This is a genomic window from Rhizobium sp. SL86 (genome assembly GCF_026672545.1).
Taxonomy (GTDB): Bacteria; Pseudomonadota; Alphaproteobacteria; order Rhizobiales; family Rhizobiaceae; genus Neorhizobium.
Map to the genome: position 1 here is coordinate 900,006 of NZ_JAPPRJ010000009.1, position 16,122 is coordinate 916,127.

Genomic DNA, 16,122 nt, shown 5'->3' on the forward strand with positions numbered 1-16,122 from the left:
GTCACGTCATGAGCGCGTCCGGTGTTCAATGGCCGCGGGCGGCCGCCACCATGTCGCGCAGCTGTTCTTCCCGCCGCACGCCCTGGCGATAGAGCTCGATGGTGATGGCGGCGAGACGGTTGATCTCCTCATGGTCCTCGTCGAGGCAGATATCGGCCTTGAGCCGTTCGAAGACCTGCTGGCAGCGCGCCAGATCCTCCGAATTCAGGGGCTCCTCGCTCGGTCTCTTCTCACTCCTGATCATGGGTACTCCTGCATGAAATGCATCTTGCGAATCACCTCTGCGGTGGATTCGGCCGGGCCATAGGCCCCAACAAGACGGCGACAATCTGGTGATTGGGAAAGGAGGTCTGCCGAAGGGACCGGCATGGGTCGAAACCCCGCTTGCGCAGTCCGCCATCCGGCCGATTAAGGGAACTGCAGCATCAAGATCGATCCCGCGCGACAAAGGTGGCGCGCGACGGGTCAAGCCGCGTCCCGCGTGGCCTGACGCACCAGTGGCGTATCATCTCGATAAGGGGCTGCATCGTCCTTCTCCCGCTCGCGCCCTATAACGGCGGAATTGGAATCCGGTTCCCTCTGTCGGATAAAATTTCAGAGGTGGAATTCGCCGCTGGCGATCCGGATTGCCTGACCGCCGATACGGGCCCTGGAGATTGCTCCATCCTTCACGTCGATGTGAAGATGAATGAAGGAGGGACGGCCCATTTCCACCCCCTGCTCGATCAGGATCGGGTGCAAGCCATCCGGCAACGCATCGAACTGGTGGATGGCACCGGCCAGTGCCGCCGCCGCACCACCGGTTGCCGGATCCTCGGCAATGCCCATGTCGGGCGAGAACATCCGCGCATGGAATTTCGCCGCATGGTGCACGCCGCCGCGACAATAAACATAGGCCGAGGCAAGCCGGCCCTCCACCAGCGGTGCCGCCTTTTCCCACAGGGTCACGTCGAATTCGACGCCTTCGACGGCGGCAAGGTTATGCAGCGGCAGCATCAAGAACGGCACGCCGGCACTCCAGATGGCGGGAACATGGTTTTCGAAACCGAGATCGGAGAGCTTGACGCCGAGCGCATCCGCAAGCCCCTGCCGGTCGAGATTGAGATCGGTGCGCGTCGGGTTACGCGGCAGGTCGAACTCGGCAAAACTGGCGCCGGTGTCCGACAGCTTCACCGCACAACGCACCGGGCCGACATTCTCCTCAAGCACACAGACGATATCGAAGTCCGGATGTTTTTCCGCATGGTTGACTTCGGAAATGGCGATCGCCGCCCCAACCGTCGGGTGGCCGGCAAAAGGCAGCTCGCGGGCGGGCGTGAAGATCCTGAGGCGTGCGGCATGCGCGGGATTCTGGGCCGTCTGGACAAAGACGGTCTCCGACAGGTTCATTTCGCCGGCCAGCGCCTGCATGAGTTCATCGGACAGCGCATCCGCGCCGAAAACGACGGCAAGCGGATTGCCGGCAAGGCGGGTGTCGGTGAAGACATCGTAGATCATGTAACGCAGTACCAACAAAACCTCCCGCCGCGGCATCCAACAAAGCTGTCCGAAACATGCGCGACAACCTGCCCGAGACAGGCTTTTGCATCAACCCGCCTTGTTCGTCTCGTCCCCGAAAAAGAAAGGCAGGATGATCCGGGCAAGACGATCGTAACGATGCAGGCCAAGGTCGGCGCTGGTCAGCGGATAGACGGCATCGATCTCCGGATCTGGATCGGCCACCATATGCGCCTCGACACGGCGGCACATCTCGGCGGCCGTCCAGGGGAACCGATGCAAACGGAACAGGTAGAACCAGTTGCCAGACGAGACCGCATAGACAACAGGATCGGCGGTCGCATCCTCCACCCGAAGCCCCGTCTCTTCGACCATTTCCCGGCCCATGCTGCCCAGAACATCCACCGTTCCGTCCGTCCTCAAATCCGAGGTATCCAGAGAACCGGCGGCGAAATACACCATACCGGCATTGGCGGTGTGCGACGCCATACGGATCGCAATCGCCGCACCATCAGACGAAATCGGCACCGCGCTTGCAACCAGCATCCGTCCGCTTCGCGGCGGCGTCTGTTTTCGCCACCACAGCAGCGTCGCGAAATTGCTCATCCGGGCCCGCGCCTGCACGGCACCGCCCAGAAGCGCAATCTCCTCCTGCAGGACGATCGGTCCGTTGAAGAGCGCCGGATTGGCGGCAATTTCGCGCTCCCAGTTCTCGGCAATCGCCGCTTCTTCGGCCTCTTCGAACGAATGCCGCCCGGGTTCGAGGCGCATGTCGATCCCCGAAATGGCAAACACCTGGCCATCCGCCGGCAAACCTGCATGTCCCCACATCACGCAATCTCCAAAGACGCGACGACCGGGCAATGATCGGAGGCTTTCGGCCGGTCCCAGCCAATGCGCGGAAACCGTTCCACCGTCTGGCCCGGCGGAAACACGGTTCGGTACGGCTGGCCGTTGCGGATGATCTGCGGCACCACGTCCGGATTGGCGCGTGACAGCGCCGGCGAGAGCCACAGATAATCGAGCTGGCAGAGATGCTGTTCCTCCGGCCCGCGGGCATGGTAGAGCGTCCAGCGGTCCAGTTCCGGGCGGCGACGCACGATGTTTTCGGCAAAACCGTCGCGGCTAAAAATGTCGAGCGCACTCATCTCGTCCTGCACCGGTTCGAACCGATACCCGTCGAGACGGTCGCCGATCACCTTCACCCGTTCCTGGTAATCGTTCATGTCGCCGCAGATGACGAAGTTGCGGTTGCCCGTGTCCCGGCCGAAACGCTGCTCTATGATGTGACGGACGGCGCGCACCTCCGCCTCACGCACCGGCATGGTGGCCATGCGCGCATCGCCATCCTCGCGCGAACCGGCCATCGACTTGAAATGCACGACGTAGAGGGTCAGTGGTTTGCCGCCGATCTTCACATCCACCTCCAGGCAGTCACGGCGAAAGATCCGGTCCTGCGGCTGGTTGGTCAGCGCGATCTGCGGGGTAAAAAGGTCGAGATCCTGATAGGTCAGCGTCGCATGGCTGCGCACGTCGACCAGTTCGATCGGCAGACCATCGCGTGTCCTGTCGCGCATCATCACCGCGACATCGATACCGCGGCTGTCATTGCCCTCGACGAGGATCTTTTGCCGGTAACCATAACCCAGCATACGAAAGAGATAACTTTCCTCGAAGGCCTGCAGGGCGGCCATGTCGTCCACCTCCTGCAGGCAGAGAATGTCGGCACCCGTCTCGGCAATCGCCAGCGCGGAGAGCTGGCGTGTATCGTCGGTCTCGGAAATCAGTCGCGCCCGTTCCAGATCGCGGTAGAGCTCCTGATCCTCCACATCGAACAGGCGGACGACCCGATCCTGCCGCCAATGCTTGCGGAAACCGGAGAAATCGAAGCGGGCCATCAGGTTTTCGATGTTGAAGGTGGCGAGGCGAAGCGGCATGGCAGGCTTTCAAGGCGACGGGACAAGAAGCATAGCGCGCCTGCCCGCTGTTACAACCGCCAACCGGACCGGATGACGGCCCGCACCCGGTCGCCCACTCCATGCGGGCGTCGGCTGAAGGCCCTGAGCCGCTGACCGTTTTCGAGCCTCAGGCGCAGCGCATGCCGTTCACCTTCGAAAACGGCGGCCTCGACCGTCGCGTCCAGACCTTCGTCGGAGAGGATGACATCCTGTGGCCGCACCAGCACATCGGCGAAGGACTGGGTGAACAGCGCCTGCGGCGAAAACATCTCCCGGATCACCGACCAGTCCGCCTCGCGCTCCGCGCGGTCCGGCCAGGGGAGAGACAGGATCGCCCCCTGCCCGATCAGCCCACCGACGATGCGGCCTTCCGGATGCGCATAGATTTCCTGCGGCGGGGCGACCTGCAAAAGTTTGCCCTCCGCCATCACGGCCACATCGGTGGCCAGCGCCATGGCTTCCGCCTGGTCATGCGTCACATAGATCATCGTGGCGCCGGAACGCGCGTGAAACTCACGGAAGGTCTCTTCCATCTCCTGGCGCAGATGCCGGTCGAGGTTGGCCAGCGGCTCGTCGAGCAGCACGACGTCGGGATCGGTGACGAGGCAGCGGGCCAGCGCCACACGCTGACGCTGGCCGCCCGACAAATCGGCCGGGCGGCGGTCGGCATAGGCGTCGAGCCTGACCGCCTCCAGCGCCTCGCGGATCTTGCGGTCGCGCAGATCACGCGAAAGCCCGCGCACCGTCAGCGGATAACCGACATTGTCGGCCACCGACATATGCGGCCAGAGCGCATAGGACTGAAAGACCATCGCCATGTTGCGTTTTTCCGGCGGCACCATGGCATTCACATCCGCCAGCCGCCATTCGCCGAGAAAAATCTCACCATCGCTCGGCTGTTCGAAACCGGCGATCATCCGCAGCACGGTCGTCTTGCCGCAGCCGGACGGGCCAAGAAGGGCCAGAAAACCGCCTTCGCGGATTTTCAGCGACACGCCGGTGACGGCGGGTTTGCCGGTGCCGAAATCCTTCGACAGGTGGTTGAGGATCAACTGCGCCACGGCACCACTCCTTTGGGCAGCCGGTTCGCCAGAAGTTCCAGAAGAAACATCATGACGACCACCATTCCCACCACCAGCACGGACAGTGCCGAGGCGAGATTGAAGCTGCCGCTGTCATCGAGATTATAGATCGCAACACCGAGGGTCTGCGTGCCCGCCGACCAGAGCAGCGCCGAGACCGTCAACTCGTTGCAGGCAATGAGGAAAACGAGGATCACCGCCGCGCCCGCCGCCGGCGCAATCAGCGGCACCAGGATGTCGCGCATACGCCGGGCAAAACCGGCTCCGGCAAGCCGCGCAGCCTCCTCCAGCGACGGATCGAGCTGGCGGAAGGCGCTGGCGATCGGCCTGAGGCTGACGGCGAGGAAACTGGAGAAATAGGCAAACAGCAGGATCCAGATCGTGCCGTAGATCGACACGCCGAACACCGGCAAAGGTGCCGCAAACAAAAGGATACAGGCGACCGCGAGCACGATGCCCGGCAGCGCATAGGGAATATCGGCAAGCGCACCGATCAGCGCCGCCAGCCGCCGTCCGCTGCGGGCAACGACATAGCCCATCAGCACCGTCACCAGCAGCAGGCCGAAGGCGGTGGCAAGCGACAGCCCGATCGAATTGCGGAAGGCCGTCTGCGTCACCGACTGGCGCAGCAGCACCTCTTCATAGGCGTGGATGGTCGCCGTCTTCAGGCTGAGCGGCACGCCGTAAGCGGGCGCCAGCGAACTGGCAACAAGGGCCGCAAACGGCAGGATGAGGATCAGGAGCAGGACCAGCCACAACAGGATCTCGCTGACCGCGCGCCACCCCTTCAGCTGGAAGACGGCCGTGCGACCCGACAGTCCGATAATGCGATAATCCCGGCCGCGGAGCACGCGCTCCTCGACCAGCAGGCCGGCGACCGAGAGCAATGCGATGAGGCCCGACAGCAACGAGATATCGGCAAAAGTGCTGGGGCCGAAGCTTGCGAACTTCGCATAAATCAGCGTCGGCAGCGTGTAGATCGAGGCGGGAATGCCGAGGATCGCCGGAATGCCGAAATTGCCGACATTCGAGACGAAGGCCATGGCGGCACCGGCGGCAAAACCCGGCAAAGCCAGAGGCAGGATGATGTCACGCAACACCTGCAGCGCCGAGGCACCGGAAAGCCGTGCCGCCTCGATGCCATCGCGCGGCAGCGCCAGAAGCCCGGCCCTGAGCGCCAGATAAACGAGCGGCGCATTCTGTACACCGAGCAGAAGCGCGATGCCACCGATCGAATACAGCGGTTGCGGGCTGCCGAGCGGCGGCGCCATGCCGATCGCCTTCAACAGCGTGCTGGACGGTCCCGTCAGCCCGACCCAGGAGAGCGCCGTCACCTGCGGCGGGATCATCATCGGCAGCATGAAGAGAAAACCGAGGATCCATTTGCCGCGAATGTCGAACAGCGTCAGCAGCAGCGCGAAGCTGCCTCCGATCAGGACGGAGACCAACATGCCGTAAAACGAAGTGGTGAGCGTGTTCCACAGCGCCGCCCAGAGTCCGGGATCGGACAGCAGTCCATCTCCGCCGCCACGTACAAGCGACAGGATGCCCGTTATGGCAAGCCGGCCAAGCGGCAGTATGCTGAGCAGAAACAGAACGCTCAGTACAAAAGGAAACAGCCAGCGCGGCTGGCTGTTTCCCAAGGTCAAAAAACGGGGCATGGCGCGCCGAAAATCAGCCGTTGCCGCCAAAGATCTCGGAGAAGGTCTTCAGATCCTTGTCAGTGTTCTTCAGGGCGTCGGAGGCGTTGAACGGCATCAGCTTGATCTTGTCGCGAGCCGGGAAACCAGCCGGAACCGGCATGCCGTTGCGGGCCGGAATATAACCGAGCTTCAGGAAACCTTCCTGGCCCTTTTCGGAGAGAACGTAGTCCACGAACTTCTTGGCGGCATCCTGGTGCTTGGTACCGGCCATGATCGCGACCGGTTCGGTGACGGCAGACACGCCTTCAGCCGGGAAGACGAACTCCACCGGCGCACCCTTCGCCTTTTCGCGGATCGGCATGTAATCGACGACGACGCCATAGGCCTTTTCACCCGAGGCAACCGACTTCAGCACGGCACCGTTGCCACCAGAAGCGGTTGCACCGTTGTCCTTCAGGGCACGGTAATAATCCCAGCCGAGGGCCGGATCGGCGGTCAGCGTCTGGGCATGGATAAGGGCAGCACCCGAGGTCAGCGGGCTCGGCATGGTGACGAGGCCCTTGGCTTCCGGCTTCGCCAGGTCCTTCCAGCTGGTCGGTTTCATCGAAGCCTGGGTGTTGTACATGATGCCGGTGGTGATCAGTTTGGTCGAGTAATAGAAGCCGTCGGCATCAAAGAGCGAGGCGTCATAGGCCTTGGCTTCCGGCGACTTGTAGGCCAGCAGGCGCTTGTCCTGCTTCAGGCGCTCCAGCGTCACGGTATCGGCGATCAAGAGCACGTCGGCGACCGGATTGCCGGCCTCGATCTCGGCCATCAGCTTGGCCATGATCTTCGTCGTTCCGTCGCGCACCCACTCGACCTGCAGGCCGAGATTAGCAGCCTTGAAACCGTCGACGGTTGCCTGCGCATCCTCGTTCGGCTGGCTGGTATAGATGACGAGATCGGCAGCGGTGGCGGACGTTGCCAGGGCGCCAAAGGCGACAACAGCGGTCAGGGCGGAAAGAAGCGTCTTCATGGGGCAAACTCCTCGTGAACGTTGCCCCCGCTAAATCATGGCTGTCTAACAGAGATGTGACAAAGTCGACCTGTGGATGCAGGAATAACAGCCGACCCATGGCACGATCCGTCAGAGACGCGAGAGAAGCTCCGTCTTCTTGGCCGCAAATTCCGCCTCCGTCAGAATGCCGGCCTCGCGCAGTGCCGCAAGCTTTTCGATGAGGGCAAGGATCGCGCTGCTGTCAGCCATTGGAGCCGCAACCGGCGATACAACGGGAGATGCCGAGGGCTGCTGCACGGCGGGGATGGCGACCGGCTCGGTTGCCACGGGTTCGGCCACCTCCGATGCGGCTGCCGCCGGAGACCAGGCATCGGCCTTGGTGGTGACGGCGTCGGTCACCGGTGTCGTGGATGGTGCCCCGTCATCGACGCGCCGCAGGCTGCTGACGGAAAACGATCCATACTGGCTGGAAAAGGTCAGGCCGGTATTCGAGCCCTGCTGCTGGCCGACACCCGAGATGAAATGGTCGCCCGTATCGTAGAGATGAACGCCGCCGCCATCCTTGATGGCGAGGCGCCGATGGCTCGGGAACACGGCATAGGCGCTGTCATTCTGCGCGCCGGTGCTGGAGGGGGAACCCAGCCATTGCGGCCACCAGGCCGAGGCGGCACCGGTGGCACTCGGCAGATGGATGCGCCCCGACGACAAAGCCTGCGACAAGGCATTGCAGAGCCCGTCCACCGTATTCTTCAGCCCGTAATTGAACATGTCGCCGACCATGGTCATGCCGCCCTGCATCCACTGGCCGCTACCGCCGAGTTCGCCGATATTGAACTGAGCCATGGTGCCCTGCCCGCGCTGCACCGCCCAAAGCATGGCAAGGGCCGCATCCTCGCTGACCCCGTATTGACGGGCAATCTCGCCCAGCACGCGGCGTGTATCCTCGGAAATGCCCTGCATCAGCTTGTTCTCCTGCCTTCGCGCCGGCATGCGAAAGCGCCCGGCGGGGCCATGCGCCTGTTATGGCACAGCCCCGCCGGGAAAGCGAAGAGATTGGAGAGGGAAGCCGTTTGCTTGCCCAAGCGGGCCTCAGGCGGCCTTCGCCTCCGCATTGCGGATCAGGCGGCCGAGACGCTGGATGCCCTCCTCGATCATCGCCTCGTTGGCGCAGGAGAAGGAGAGACGCAACGTGTTGGCGCCGGAGCGATCGGCAAAGAAGGCCTGGCCCGGAACGAAGGCCACCTTTTCCGTCTCGATCGAACGGGCGAGAAGTTCTGCACCATCCAGCCCCGCCGGCAGCGTGACCCAGATAAACATGCCACCTTCCGGTTTCGTCCAGCTGGTGCTGGCTGGCATATACTTCGACAACGCCGACAGCATCGCATCACGCCGGGCACTGTAGGCGGCCTTGATCTTCGCCACCTGCGCATCGAAGATCCGCTCGGCGACCGTTGCGATGGCGATCTGGTTGATCGTCGAGGAATGCAGGTCGGCGGCCTGCTTCATCAACACCAGCTTGCGGATGACCGACCTGTTGGCGACGACGAAACCGACACGCAGGCCGGGCGCCAGCGTCTTCGAGAAGCTGCCGGAATAGATCGTCCGGGTGTTCTCGATGCCGCCCTTGCGGGCAATCTCGATCGCCAAGAGCGGCGGGATCGGTTCGCCGTTGTAACGCAGCGACTGATAAGCGCCGTCCTCGATGACGGCGATGTCGAGTTCGTCGGCCAGATCCAGCACCTTCTCGCGGCCCTGGCGGTCCACAGTCTCGCCAGTCGGATTGGAGAAATCGGCCGACAGATAGGCGAACTTCACCGCGCCGCCGTTTTTGGCCGCCGTCTCGCGGTAAGTGTCGGGCGTGCGGTTGCCGTTCGGCGTCAGCTGGTCGTAGTTCGGCTCATAGGCATTAAAGGCCTGCAGCGCGCCGAGATAGGTCGGCCAGGTGACGAGCGCGGTATCCTTCGGCGACAAAAACAGCTTGCCGAGATAATCCAGCGCCTGCTGCGAACCGGAGGTGATAAAGACGTTGTCGACGCCGCATGCGATGCCGATCTTCGCCATTTCGCCGACCAGCCATTCGCGCAGAGGCTTGTAACCTTCGCTGACCGAATACTGCAGGGCGGCATTCACCTGGGGGCTCGAAAAGATCTCCGAATAGGCATCCTTGAACGCCACGTCCGGGAACAGTGCGGGATCAGGAATGCCGCCGGCAAACGAGATGATGTCCGGACGCTCCAAAAGCTTGAGCAGTTCGCGGATTTCGGAAGCGCGCATGCGCGAGGAGCGCGTCGCAAAAATATGATCCCAATCGAGCACCGGTGTTTCCTCTTATTTCAATCTTATGGCGGTTTTCTTAGCACAAACTCTAACAGGTCAGCAATACTGACCTATCGAGATTTTCCATCCCGCCGCCATTAATCCGGACGGATGCATTCTCCACGTCGAGACCGACGATCATACGGATCTTGCTGCTCCATCGCGATCTCGATCTAGCAGAGAGAACCGCCGGATGGGAAGCGGATGCGATCTGGCCACGCGTCTAATACTTTATTCAACCTTACTCTATAAGCTCTACGCATATTAGAGAAAAACGTAGCAAAAACATGAAATTATTGTGGTCAGACCTATTTCGAACGACCCTCTTCAAGACAGATGCGTCAGGTGAACTAACCTGGCAGATGCTGGATGAGCTGTTTGCACCCTGGCCGCATGTCATTGCCATGGCGGGGATCCTTCTCACGGCAGCCTTTACGCTCTGGGGCGGCGGCGGCACCTATGCCGGGCTCGCCATTACAGTGGCGGTCTGCCACCTTTTATTTCGATGGGCCGGCGGACAATGGTATTATCGACGCGCAAACCGGCAGAACCCAAAATTCTGGATGAACGTCTTCGTCTGGTCGGCACTCATCTCCGGCGCCGCCTGGGGCGCCTCGATCATGCTTCTTCTGCATGGCGCGACGCCAAGCGACCGTTATCTGATCCTGACCGTCGCCTGCGTCATCATCCAGTCGGCCACCGCACGCGCATTCATGGCGCCGCTGCCGTTGATCGGCCAGACCTCTCTCCTCATCATCCAGATCGTCGGCGTCGGTCTTTACCATGGAGACTGGATCATAGCGCCGGCCGCCATCCTGTTTGCCGGTTTCCAGCTGGGGCACATGCGAAGCCTGATCCGCTTTCGTCTGCGGCAGCTGCAGGCAGAGGCGGAAAAGGATGCCCTGCTGCAGCAGGTCGCCCGGACCAATGAGGACCTTCGCGTGGCAAACGAGCTGCTGCACAAGACGGCGCTGACCGATGTTCTGACCGGTTTGCCCAATCGGCGCGCCCTCGACCGCTGGATGGAGGCCCATGATCCGAGACGAGACCCGAGGCTGACGCCCTATTCTCTGATCCTCTTCGATGTCGACCACTTCAAGCCGTTCAACGACACGCACGGCCATCAGGCCGGCGACACCTGCCTTGCCGCGATCGGCGACGCCTTGCGCGCCCTGCCCCTGCCACAGGACCATCTGGTGGCGCGGTATGGCGGGGAAGAATTCGTGGTCATCCTGCCGCGGACGGATGGCCAAACGGCCATCGGGCTGGCGGAAAAGATCCGACAGAAGCTGGCGGCAATCGAGATTCAGGCCTCGGGCTCCAGCGCGCGCATCACCGCCAGCCTCGGCGTTGCGACATTGGCGGCGGGCGCGACGGACGACCGGTCGCGCCTGCTGATGAAAGCCGATACGGCCCTTTACCGCGCCAAACAGCTGGGCCGGAACAGGGTGGAGCATGAGGATCCCGACCTCGTAATGGCGTAAACCATCGTCGATGCGCGGAGGCTCCGTCTACCCGACCGTGCGTCGAACGACGATCAGGCCGCCGCCTGCAGGCCGAGGAACTGGCGCAGCTCCGGCGTCTGCGGGTTGGCGAATACCTCCTCCGGCGGACCGATCTCGTGCACACGCCCCTGATGCATGAAGACAACGCGCGAGCAGACGTCGCGGGCAAACTTCATCTCGTGGGTGACCATCAGAAGCGTCATGCCCTCCTTGGCGAGTTCGCGCACGACGGCCAGCACCTCCGACACCAGTTCCGGGTCGAGCGCCGAGGTGATCTCGTCGCACAAAAGCGCGATCGGCTGCATGGCAAGCGCACGGGCAATCGCCACGCGCTGCTGCTGGCCGCCCGACAGTTCATCCGGAAAGGCATCGAACTTGTGGGCAAGCCCGACCCGTTCCAGCATCCGACGGGCCATGGCTTCGGCTTCCGGTTTGGGCGTTTTCTTCACCACCATCTGCGACAGCATGACATTGCCGCCCGCCGTCAGGTGCGGGAAGAGATTGAACTGCTGGAAAATCATGCCGACCTTCAGCCGCAGCGCCTTCAGGTGTAGCTCGTCATCGAGAAGCTGGGCCCCGGCCACCTGGATCGAGCCGCTGCTGATCGTCTCAAGACCATTGATACAACGCAGAAGCGTCGATTTGCCCGATCCGCTCTTGCCGATGATGGCGATCACCTCACCCGGTTCGACATCGAGATTGATGCCCTTCAGCACCTCGTTGTCGCCAAAGCTCTTGCGGACTTCAGTGATTTCGATGAGCGACATTGAGCTTCCTTTCGAGGATCTGGCTGGATTTCGACAACGGCCAGCAGAGGGCGAAATAGATGAGCGCCACCAGCCCATAAACCGTGAAGGGCTGGAAGGTGGCATTGGTGACGATGGTGCCGGCCTTCGACAGTTCGACGAAGCCGATGATGGAGGTGAGCGCCGTGCCCTTGATGACCTGCACCGAAAAACCGACAGTCGGCGGAATGGCGATCTTCAGCGCCTGCGGCAGGATCACGTAGCGCATCTGCTGCAGCCGGCCCATGCCGAGGCTGGCGGACGCCTCCCATTGCCCCTTGGCGATCGCTTCGACGCAGCCGCGCCAGATTTCCGCGAGGAACGCCGCCGACCAGAGGACGAGCGCCACCCCCGCCGCAAGCCAGGCCGGCACATCGATGCCGAACAGGCCGAGGCCGAAAAAGGCGATGAACAGCTGCATGAGAAGCGGCGTGCCCTGGAAAAGCTCGATATAGCCTTTGGCGAGGCGGCGCAGCGCGGCCCGCGGGCTGATGCGCAGCCACAGAAGGCAAAGGCCGACCACACTGCCGCCGATGAAGGAGACGAGCGACAGCAGCAGCGTCCAGCGCGTCGCCAGCAACAGGTTGCGCAGGATGTCCCAGGTGGTGAATTCGGTCATCGTGCCGCCCTCCTCGGAAAGACAAGGCCGCCGAGCGCCAGCATGGCCTGCCGCAGCAGGATGGCGAGCGCCAGATAGATCAGGGTCGAGACGATATAGGCCTCGAAGGCGCGGAAGGTGCGCGACTGGATGAAGTTCGCGGCAAAGGTGAGGTCTTCCACGGCGATCTGCGAGACAACCGCCGAGCCCAGCATGACGATCACCACCTGCGAGGAGAGCGCCGGCCAGATGCGCTGCAGCGAGGGCACCAGCACCACATGGCGAAAGGTCTCGAAGGGGGTCATGGCAAGGCTCGCGCCCGCCTCGAACTGGCCTCTCGGCGTCGCCTGGATGCCGGCGCGGATGATCTCGCAGCTGTAGGCGCCGAGATTGATGATCATCGCCAGATTGGCGGCCGACAGCTCGCCGAGCTGGACCCCGAGCGATGGCAGACCAAAGAAGATGAAAAACAGCTGGATGAGGAAGGGCGTGTTGCGGATCAGTTCCACATAAGCGCCGACGACCGGCTTCAGGAAGCCTGGGCCAAGCGCCCGCGCCCAGGCACAGGCAATGCCGAGCGACACGCCGACCACCCCGCCGACAAGCGTCAGCTGGCCGGTGATGGCAATACCCTTGGCAATCTGCGGCCAGTATTCGCCAAGCCACAGGAAATCGAATTGGTAGCTCACGTCAGGATCCCCTTGCGCTGGCCGGAGAAGGTGCCATCCCGGCAGAACCGGGATGGCTTAGCGATGACGGGATCAGAGATCCTTCGGCAGGTCCTGGCCGAGCCACTTCTTGGCAATCGCATTCAGCGAACCGTCAGCCTTGGCAGCGGCGACCACGGCATTGACCTTCTCCAGAAGCGCTGCCTCGTTCTTGTTGAGGCCGATATAGCAAGGCGAGTTCTTGATCAGGAACTTCATCTCCGGGCGCTTCGGCGGGTTCTTGGCGAGGATGGCGGCAGCAACCACGTTGCCAGTCGCCACGACTTCCACCTGGCCGGAGAGGAAGGCGGAGATGGTGCCGTTATTGTCTTCGTAGCGCTTGATGGTGGCGTCCGACGGCGCAATCTTCGTCAGTTCCAGGTCTTCGACCGAACCGCGGGTAACGGCAACCGTCTTGCCCTTCAGGTCCTCGGCCTTGGAGAGCGCCAGATCGGCCGGACCGAACACGCCGTTGAAGAAGGGTGCGTAGGCGGTCGAGAAGTCGATGACCTTTTCGCGCTCGGCATTCTTGCCGAGGCTGGAGATGACGAGATCCACCTTGTTGGTCTGCAGGTAGGGAATGCGGTTGGCGCTGGTCACCGGCACCAGTTCCACCTTCACGCCCATTTTCTCGGCGATCATCTTGGCCATGTCGATGTCATAACCCTGCGGGGTCATGTCGGCGCCGACGCTGCCGAAGGGCGGGAAATCCTGGGGCACGGCCACCCGCAGCGTGCCGCGGGCGGTGATGTCCGCCAGGGCATCGGCATGCGAAACACCGGCAAAACCGAGCGAAGCGGCAAGGGCAGCGGCGGCGACAAAAAGACGTCTGGTCAACATGAATGCGTTCTCCTTTGAGGGTTATCTGTGGTTGGTGAATGGCATGGACGACAGGGACGAAAGACCCGCCTCCAAATCCGGTTGAAGGCTGCGGCGCAGATCGGCGAGCGGATCGGGGCGGCGCGTGAGATCCAGCCCCTCCTCCACCTCGTCGAGATGCTGGATTGCGAGTGCCGCCGCAGCCTCCGGCTCTCCGGCCTCCAGCGCGGTCACGATGGCGCAATGGCCCTCATGCGATTGCAGGGCGTGGAATTCCGACTGGTAGAGCAGCGAAATCAGGATGGTGCGCGCGGTCAGGTCACGCAGCACCTCGCGGAGCACCGGATTGCCGGCAATCTCCGCAAGACGAATGTGGAAATCTCCCATCAGGCAGGTGAGCCTCTGCCGGTCGCCGGCCGCAATCGCCTGGCGTTCTTCCTCCAGATGCTGGTGGAGTGCTGCCCGATCCGCCTCGGAAAGCGCCGGCATGGAGCGCAACAGCCCGTATTCAACGATGCGGCGAGCGCCATAGACATGCCGCGCCTCCTCGGCGGAGGGTTCGGCCACGAACCAGCCGCGCCGCGGGCTGACGGTGACGATGCAGCGCGCCTCAAGCCGCATCATCGCTTCGCGCACACGGGTGCGCGAGACGGAGAACAGCGTCGCGAGCTGGTTTTCGTTGAGCCGCGCGCCCGGCTGGATGCGCGCCGACAGGATGGCATCGACAATCGCCTTGTCGATCGACTGGAGCTGTGGCGGCGAGGTGGACAAATCTTGCATACAAGACTGGAAAGCAATCGGCGTGCCAGAACCGAAAACCCATCAGATCGGCGTTTTGGCTGCATGAGACATCAGGCATATGCCGATCTCTAAGGCGGACGACCGTAAAAAAGCAGGCAGAGCGCCAACGAAAGAGGCCGGGCAAATGACTGCCCGGCCTCGTTTTGATTGTCTGCCTTGTCCAGCCCGAACGGGCTCAGGTCTTCATTGACCGACCTGTCGACCAGCCTGGTCTTGCCGATCCTCGCATCGCCGAAGGCGTGCGAACCAGATGACCGGGATCGGCAAGCCGACTTAGTTGACAGACTTGTCGACCAGCTTGTTCTTGCCGATCCCGCATCGCCGAAGGCGTGCCACGGAGATGACCGGGATCGGCGAGCCGCCTTAGTTGACGGACTTGTCGACCAGCTTGTTCTTGCCGATCCAGGGCATCATGGCGCGCAGCTTCGTGCCGACTTCCTCGATCTGGTGGCTGTCGTTCATGCGGCGGATGCCCTTGAAACGGGCAGCACCCGAACGGTATTCCTGCATCCATTCCGAGGTGAACTTGCCGGTCTGGATGTCGTGCAGAACGCGCTTCATTTCAGCCTTGGTTTCGGCGGTGATGATGCGCGGACCGGTGACATATTCGCCCCACTCGGCCGTGTTGGAGATCGAGTAGTTCATGTTGGCGATGCCGCCTTCATAGATCAGGTCGACGATCAGCTTCACTTCGTGCAGGCACTCGAAATAGGCCATTTCCGGCGCGTAACCGGCTTCGACCAGGGTTTCGAAACCGGCGCGGATCAGCTCGACGAGACCGCCGCACAGAACGACCTGTTCGCCGAAGAGGTCGGTTTCGCACTCTTCCTTGAAGTTGGTCTCGATGATGCCCGAACGGCCGCCGCCGACGCCGCAGGCGTAGGAGAGCGCCAGATCAAGCGCGTTGCCGGAAGCATTGTGATGAACGGCAACCAGGCACGGCACGCCGCCGCCCTTCTGGTATTCGCCGCGAACCGTGTGGCCCGGGCCCTTCGGCGCGATCATGACGACGTCGACCGTCGACTTCGGCTCGATCAGGCCGAAATGCACGTTGAGGCCGTGTGCGAAGGCGATTGCGGCACCATCACGGATGTTCGGTGCGATATCGGCCTTGTAGATGTCGGCCTGCAGTTCGTCCGGGGTCGCCATCATCAGGAGGTCGGCCCAGGCAGCGGCTTCGGCAACGGTCATCACCTTGAAACCGTCGGCTTCGGCCTTCTTGATGGTCGGCGAACCGGCCTTCAGTGCAATCGCGACGTTCTTTGCGCCGGAATCCTTCAGGTTCAGCGCGTGAGCGCGACCCTGGGAGCCGTAGCCGACGATGACCACGTTCTTCGACTTGATGAGGTTGAGATCGGCATCCTGATCGTAATAGACGCGCATGTGAGTTCGTCCTTCCCTATGCGTTGTTATA

General features: G+C 62.4%; 16 protein-coding genes. 1 reads left to right on the forward strand and 15 read right to left on the reverse strand.

Going from position 1 to position 16,122, the window contains the following annotated elements; all coding sequences use genetic code 11:
- Positions 1-25 precede the first annotated feature (25 nt).
- From OU993_RS27355 to OU993_RS27395, 9 genes are all read right to left on the reverse strand, one after another.
- Positions 26-244: a hypothetical protein gene (locus tag OU993_RS27355; RefSeq protein ID WP_268162250.1), complete on the reverse strand. Its 219-nt coding sequence runs from the start codon at positions 242-244 to the stop codon at positions 26-28.
- A 350-nt stretch (positions 245-594) separates the two neighbouring features.
- Complete coding sequence (locus OU993_RS27360) at positions 595-1,512, reverse strand: PhzF family phenazine biosynthesis protein (protein WP_268162251.1); 918 nt, start codon at positions 1,510-1,512, stop codon at positions 595-597.
- Positions 1,513-1,587: 75 nt separating this feature from the next.
- Positions 1,588-2,328, reverse strand: a complete 741-nt coding sequence (locus tag OU993_RS27365; RefSeq protein WP_268162252.1) for an NUDIX hydrolase — start codon at positions 2,326-2,328, stop codon at positions 1,588-1,590.
- Positions 2,328-3,434: an endonuclease/exonuclease/phosphatase family protein gene (locus tag OU993_RS27370; protein ID WP_268162253.1), complete on the reverse strand. Its 1,107-nt coding sequence runs from the start codon at positions 3,432-3,434 to the stop codon at positions 2,328-2,330. Before OU993_RS27370 ends, OU993_RS27365 begins: the two co-directional genes overlap by 1 nt.
- A gap of 50 nt (positions 3,435-3,484) precedes the next feature.
- A complete protein-coding gene (locus OU993_RS27375) occupies positions 3,485-4,516 on the reverse strand; it encodes an ABC transporter ATP-binding protein (RefSeq protein WP_268162254.1) in 1,032 nt (343 codons plus the stop codon).
- Positions 4,504-6,198 carry an ABC transporter permease gene (locus OU993_RS27380; RefSeq protein WP_268162255.1) on the reverse strand — a complete coding sequence of 565 codons (1,695 nt, stop codon included), beginning with the start codon at positions 6,196-6,198 and terminating at the stop codon, positions 4,504-4,506. The genes OU993_RS27375 and OU993_RS27380 overlap by 13 nt, the downstream gene beginning before the upstream one ends.
- A gap of 13 nt (positions 6,199-6,211) precedes the next feature.
- Positions 6,212-7,195, reverse strand: a complete 984-nt coding sequence (locus OU993_RS27385) for an ABC transporter substrate-binding protein (protein WP_268162256.1) — start codon at positions 7,193-7,195, stop codon at positions 6,212-6,214.
- A 111-nt stretch (positions 7,196-7,306) separates the two neighbouring features.
- Positions 7,307-8,137: an SHOCT domain-containing protein gene (locus tag OU993_RS27390; RefSeq protein ID WP_268162258.1), complete on the reverse strand. Its 831-nt coding sequence runs from the start codon at positions 8,135-8,137 to the stop codon at positions 7,307-7,309.
- A 129-nt stretch (positions 8,138-8,266) separates the two neighbouring features.
- Positions 8,267-9,493 carry an aminotransferase-like domain-containing protein gene (locus OU993_RS27395; protein WP_268162260.1) on the reverse strand — a complete coding sequence of 409 codons (1,227 nt, stop codon included), beginning with the start codon at positions 9,491-9,493 and terminating at the stop codon, positions 8,267-8,269.
- 362 nt (positions 9,494-9,855) lie between these two features.
- Here OU993_RS27395 and OU993_RS27400 point away from each other — a divergent pair, with 362 nt between their 5' ends.
- Positions 9,856-10,977 (forward strand): GGDEF domain-containing protein, encoded by a 1,122-nt coding sequence (locus OU993_RS27400; protein ID WP_268162263.1) that lies wholly within the window; start codon positions 9,856-9,858, stop codon positions 10,975-10,977.
- 53 nt (positions 10,978-11,030) lie between these two features.
- Here the strand turns inward: OU993_RS27400 and OU993_RS27405 are convergent, their stop codons facing one another.
- From OU993_RS27405 to ilvC, 6 genes are all read right to left on the reverse strand, one after another.
- Positions 11,031-11,765: an amino acid ABC transporter ATP-binding protein gene (locus OU993_RS27405; RefSeq protein ID WP_268162265.1), complete on the reverse strand. Its 735-nt coding sequence runs from the start codon at positions 11,763-11,765 to the stop codon at positions 11,031-11,033.
- Positions 11,743-12,402: an amino acid ABC transporter permease gene (locus OU993_RS27410; RefSeq protein ID WP_268162267.1), complete on the reverse strand. Its 660-nt coding sequence runs from the start codon at positions 12,400-12,402 to the stop codon at positions 11,743-11,745. The genes OU993_RS27405 and OU993_RS27410 overlap by 23 nt, the downstream gene beginning before the upstream one ends.
- Positions 12,399-13,070 carry an amino acid ABC transporter permease gene (locus tag OU993_RS27415; RefSeq protein WP_268162269.1) on the reverse strand — a complete coding sequence of 224 codons (672 nt, stop codon included), beginning with the start codon at positions 13,068-13,070 and terminating at the stop codon, positions 12,399-12,401. The genes OU993_RS27410 and OU993_RS27415 overlap by 4 nt, the downstream gene beginning before the upstream one ends.
- Positions 13,071-13,142: 72 nt before the next feature.
- Positions 13,143-13,928 carry a transporter substrate-binding domain-containing protein gene (locus OU993_RS27420; protein WP_268162272.1) on the reverse strand — a complete coding sequence of 262 codons (786 nt, stop codon included), beginning with the start codon at positions 13,926-13,928 and terminating at the stop codon, positions 13,143-13,145.
- 21 nt (positions 13,929-13,949) lie between these two features.
- Positions 13,950-14,687, reverse strand: a complete 738-nt coding sequence (locus OU993_RS27425; protein ID WP_268162275.1) for a GntR family transcriptional regulator — start codon at positions 14,685-14,687, stop codon at positions 13,950-13,952.
- 384 nt (positions 14,688-15,071) lie between these two features.
- Positions 15,072-16,091 carry a ketol-acid reductoisomerase gene (gene ilvC / locus OU993_RS27430; protein ID WP_268162276.1) on the reverse strand — a complete coding sequence of 340 codons (1,020 nt, stop codon included), beginning with the start codon at positions 16,089-16,091 and terminating at the stop codon, positions 15,072-15,074.
- Positions 16,092-16,122: the final 31 nt, after the last annotated feature.

Bases quoted from the DNA above. Each gene is read 5' to 3' on its own strand.
- OU993_RS27355 (WP_268162250.1), bottom strand. From the start codon at position 244: ATGATCAGGAGTGAGAAGAGACCGAGCGAGGAGCCCCTGAATTCGGAG.
- OU993_RS27400 (WP_268162263.1), top strand. From the start codon at position 9,856: ATGCTGGATGAGCTGTTTGCACCCTGGCCGCATGTCATTGCCATGGCG.
- OU993_RS27425 (WP_268162275.1), bottom strand. From the start codon at position 14,687: ATGCAAGATTTGTCCACCTCGCCGCCACAGCTCCAGTCGATCGACAAG.
- OU993_RS27390 (WP_268162258.1), bottom strand. From the start codon at position 8,137: ATGCAGGGCATTTCCGAGGATACACGCCGCGTGCTGGGCGAGATTGCC.
- OU993_RS27385 (WP_268162256.1), bottom strand. From the start codon at position 7,195: ATGAAGACGCTTCTTTCCGCCCTGACCGCTGTTGTCGCCTTTGGCGCC.
- OU993_RS27370 (WP_268162253.1), bottom strand. From the start codon at position 3,434: ATGCCGCTTCGCCTCGCCACCTTCAACATCGAAAACCTGATGGCCCGC.
- OU993_RS27380 (WP_268162255.1), bottom strand. From the start codon at position 6,198: ATGCCCCGTTTTTTGACCTTGGGAAACAGCCAGCCGCGCTGGCTGTTT.
- OU993_RS27420 (WP_268162272.1), bottom strand. From the start codon at position 13,928: ATGTTGACCAGACGTCTTTTTGTCGCCGCCGCTGCCCTTGCCGCTTCG.
- OU993_RS27405 (WP_268162265.1), bottom strand. From the start codon at position 11,765: ATGTCGCTCATCGAAATCACTGAAGTCCGCAAGAGCTTTGGCGACAAC.
- OU993_RS27365 (WP_268162252.1), bottom strand. From the start codon at position 2,328: ATGTGGGGACATGCAGGTTTGCCGGCGGATGGCCAGGTGTTTGCCATT.
- ilvC (WP_268162276.1), bottom strand. From the start codon at position 16,091: ATGCGCGTCTATTACGATCAGGATGCCGATCTCAACCTCATCAAGTCG.
- OU993_RS27410 (WP_268162267.1), bottom strand. From the start codon at position 12,402: ATGACCGAATTCACCACCTGGGACATCCTGCGCAACCTGTTGCTGGCG.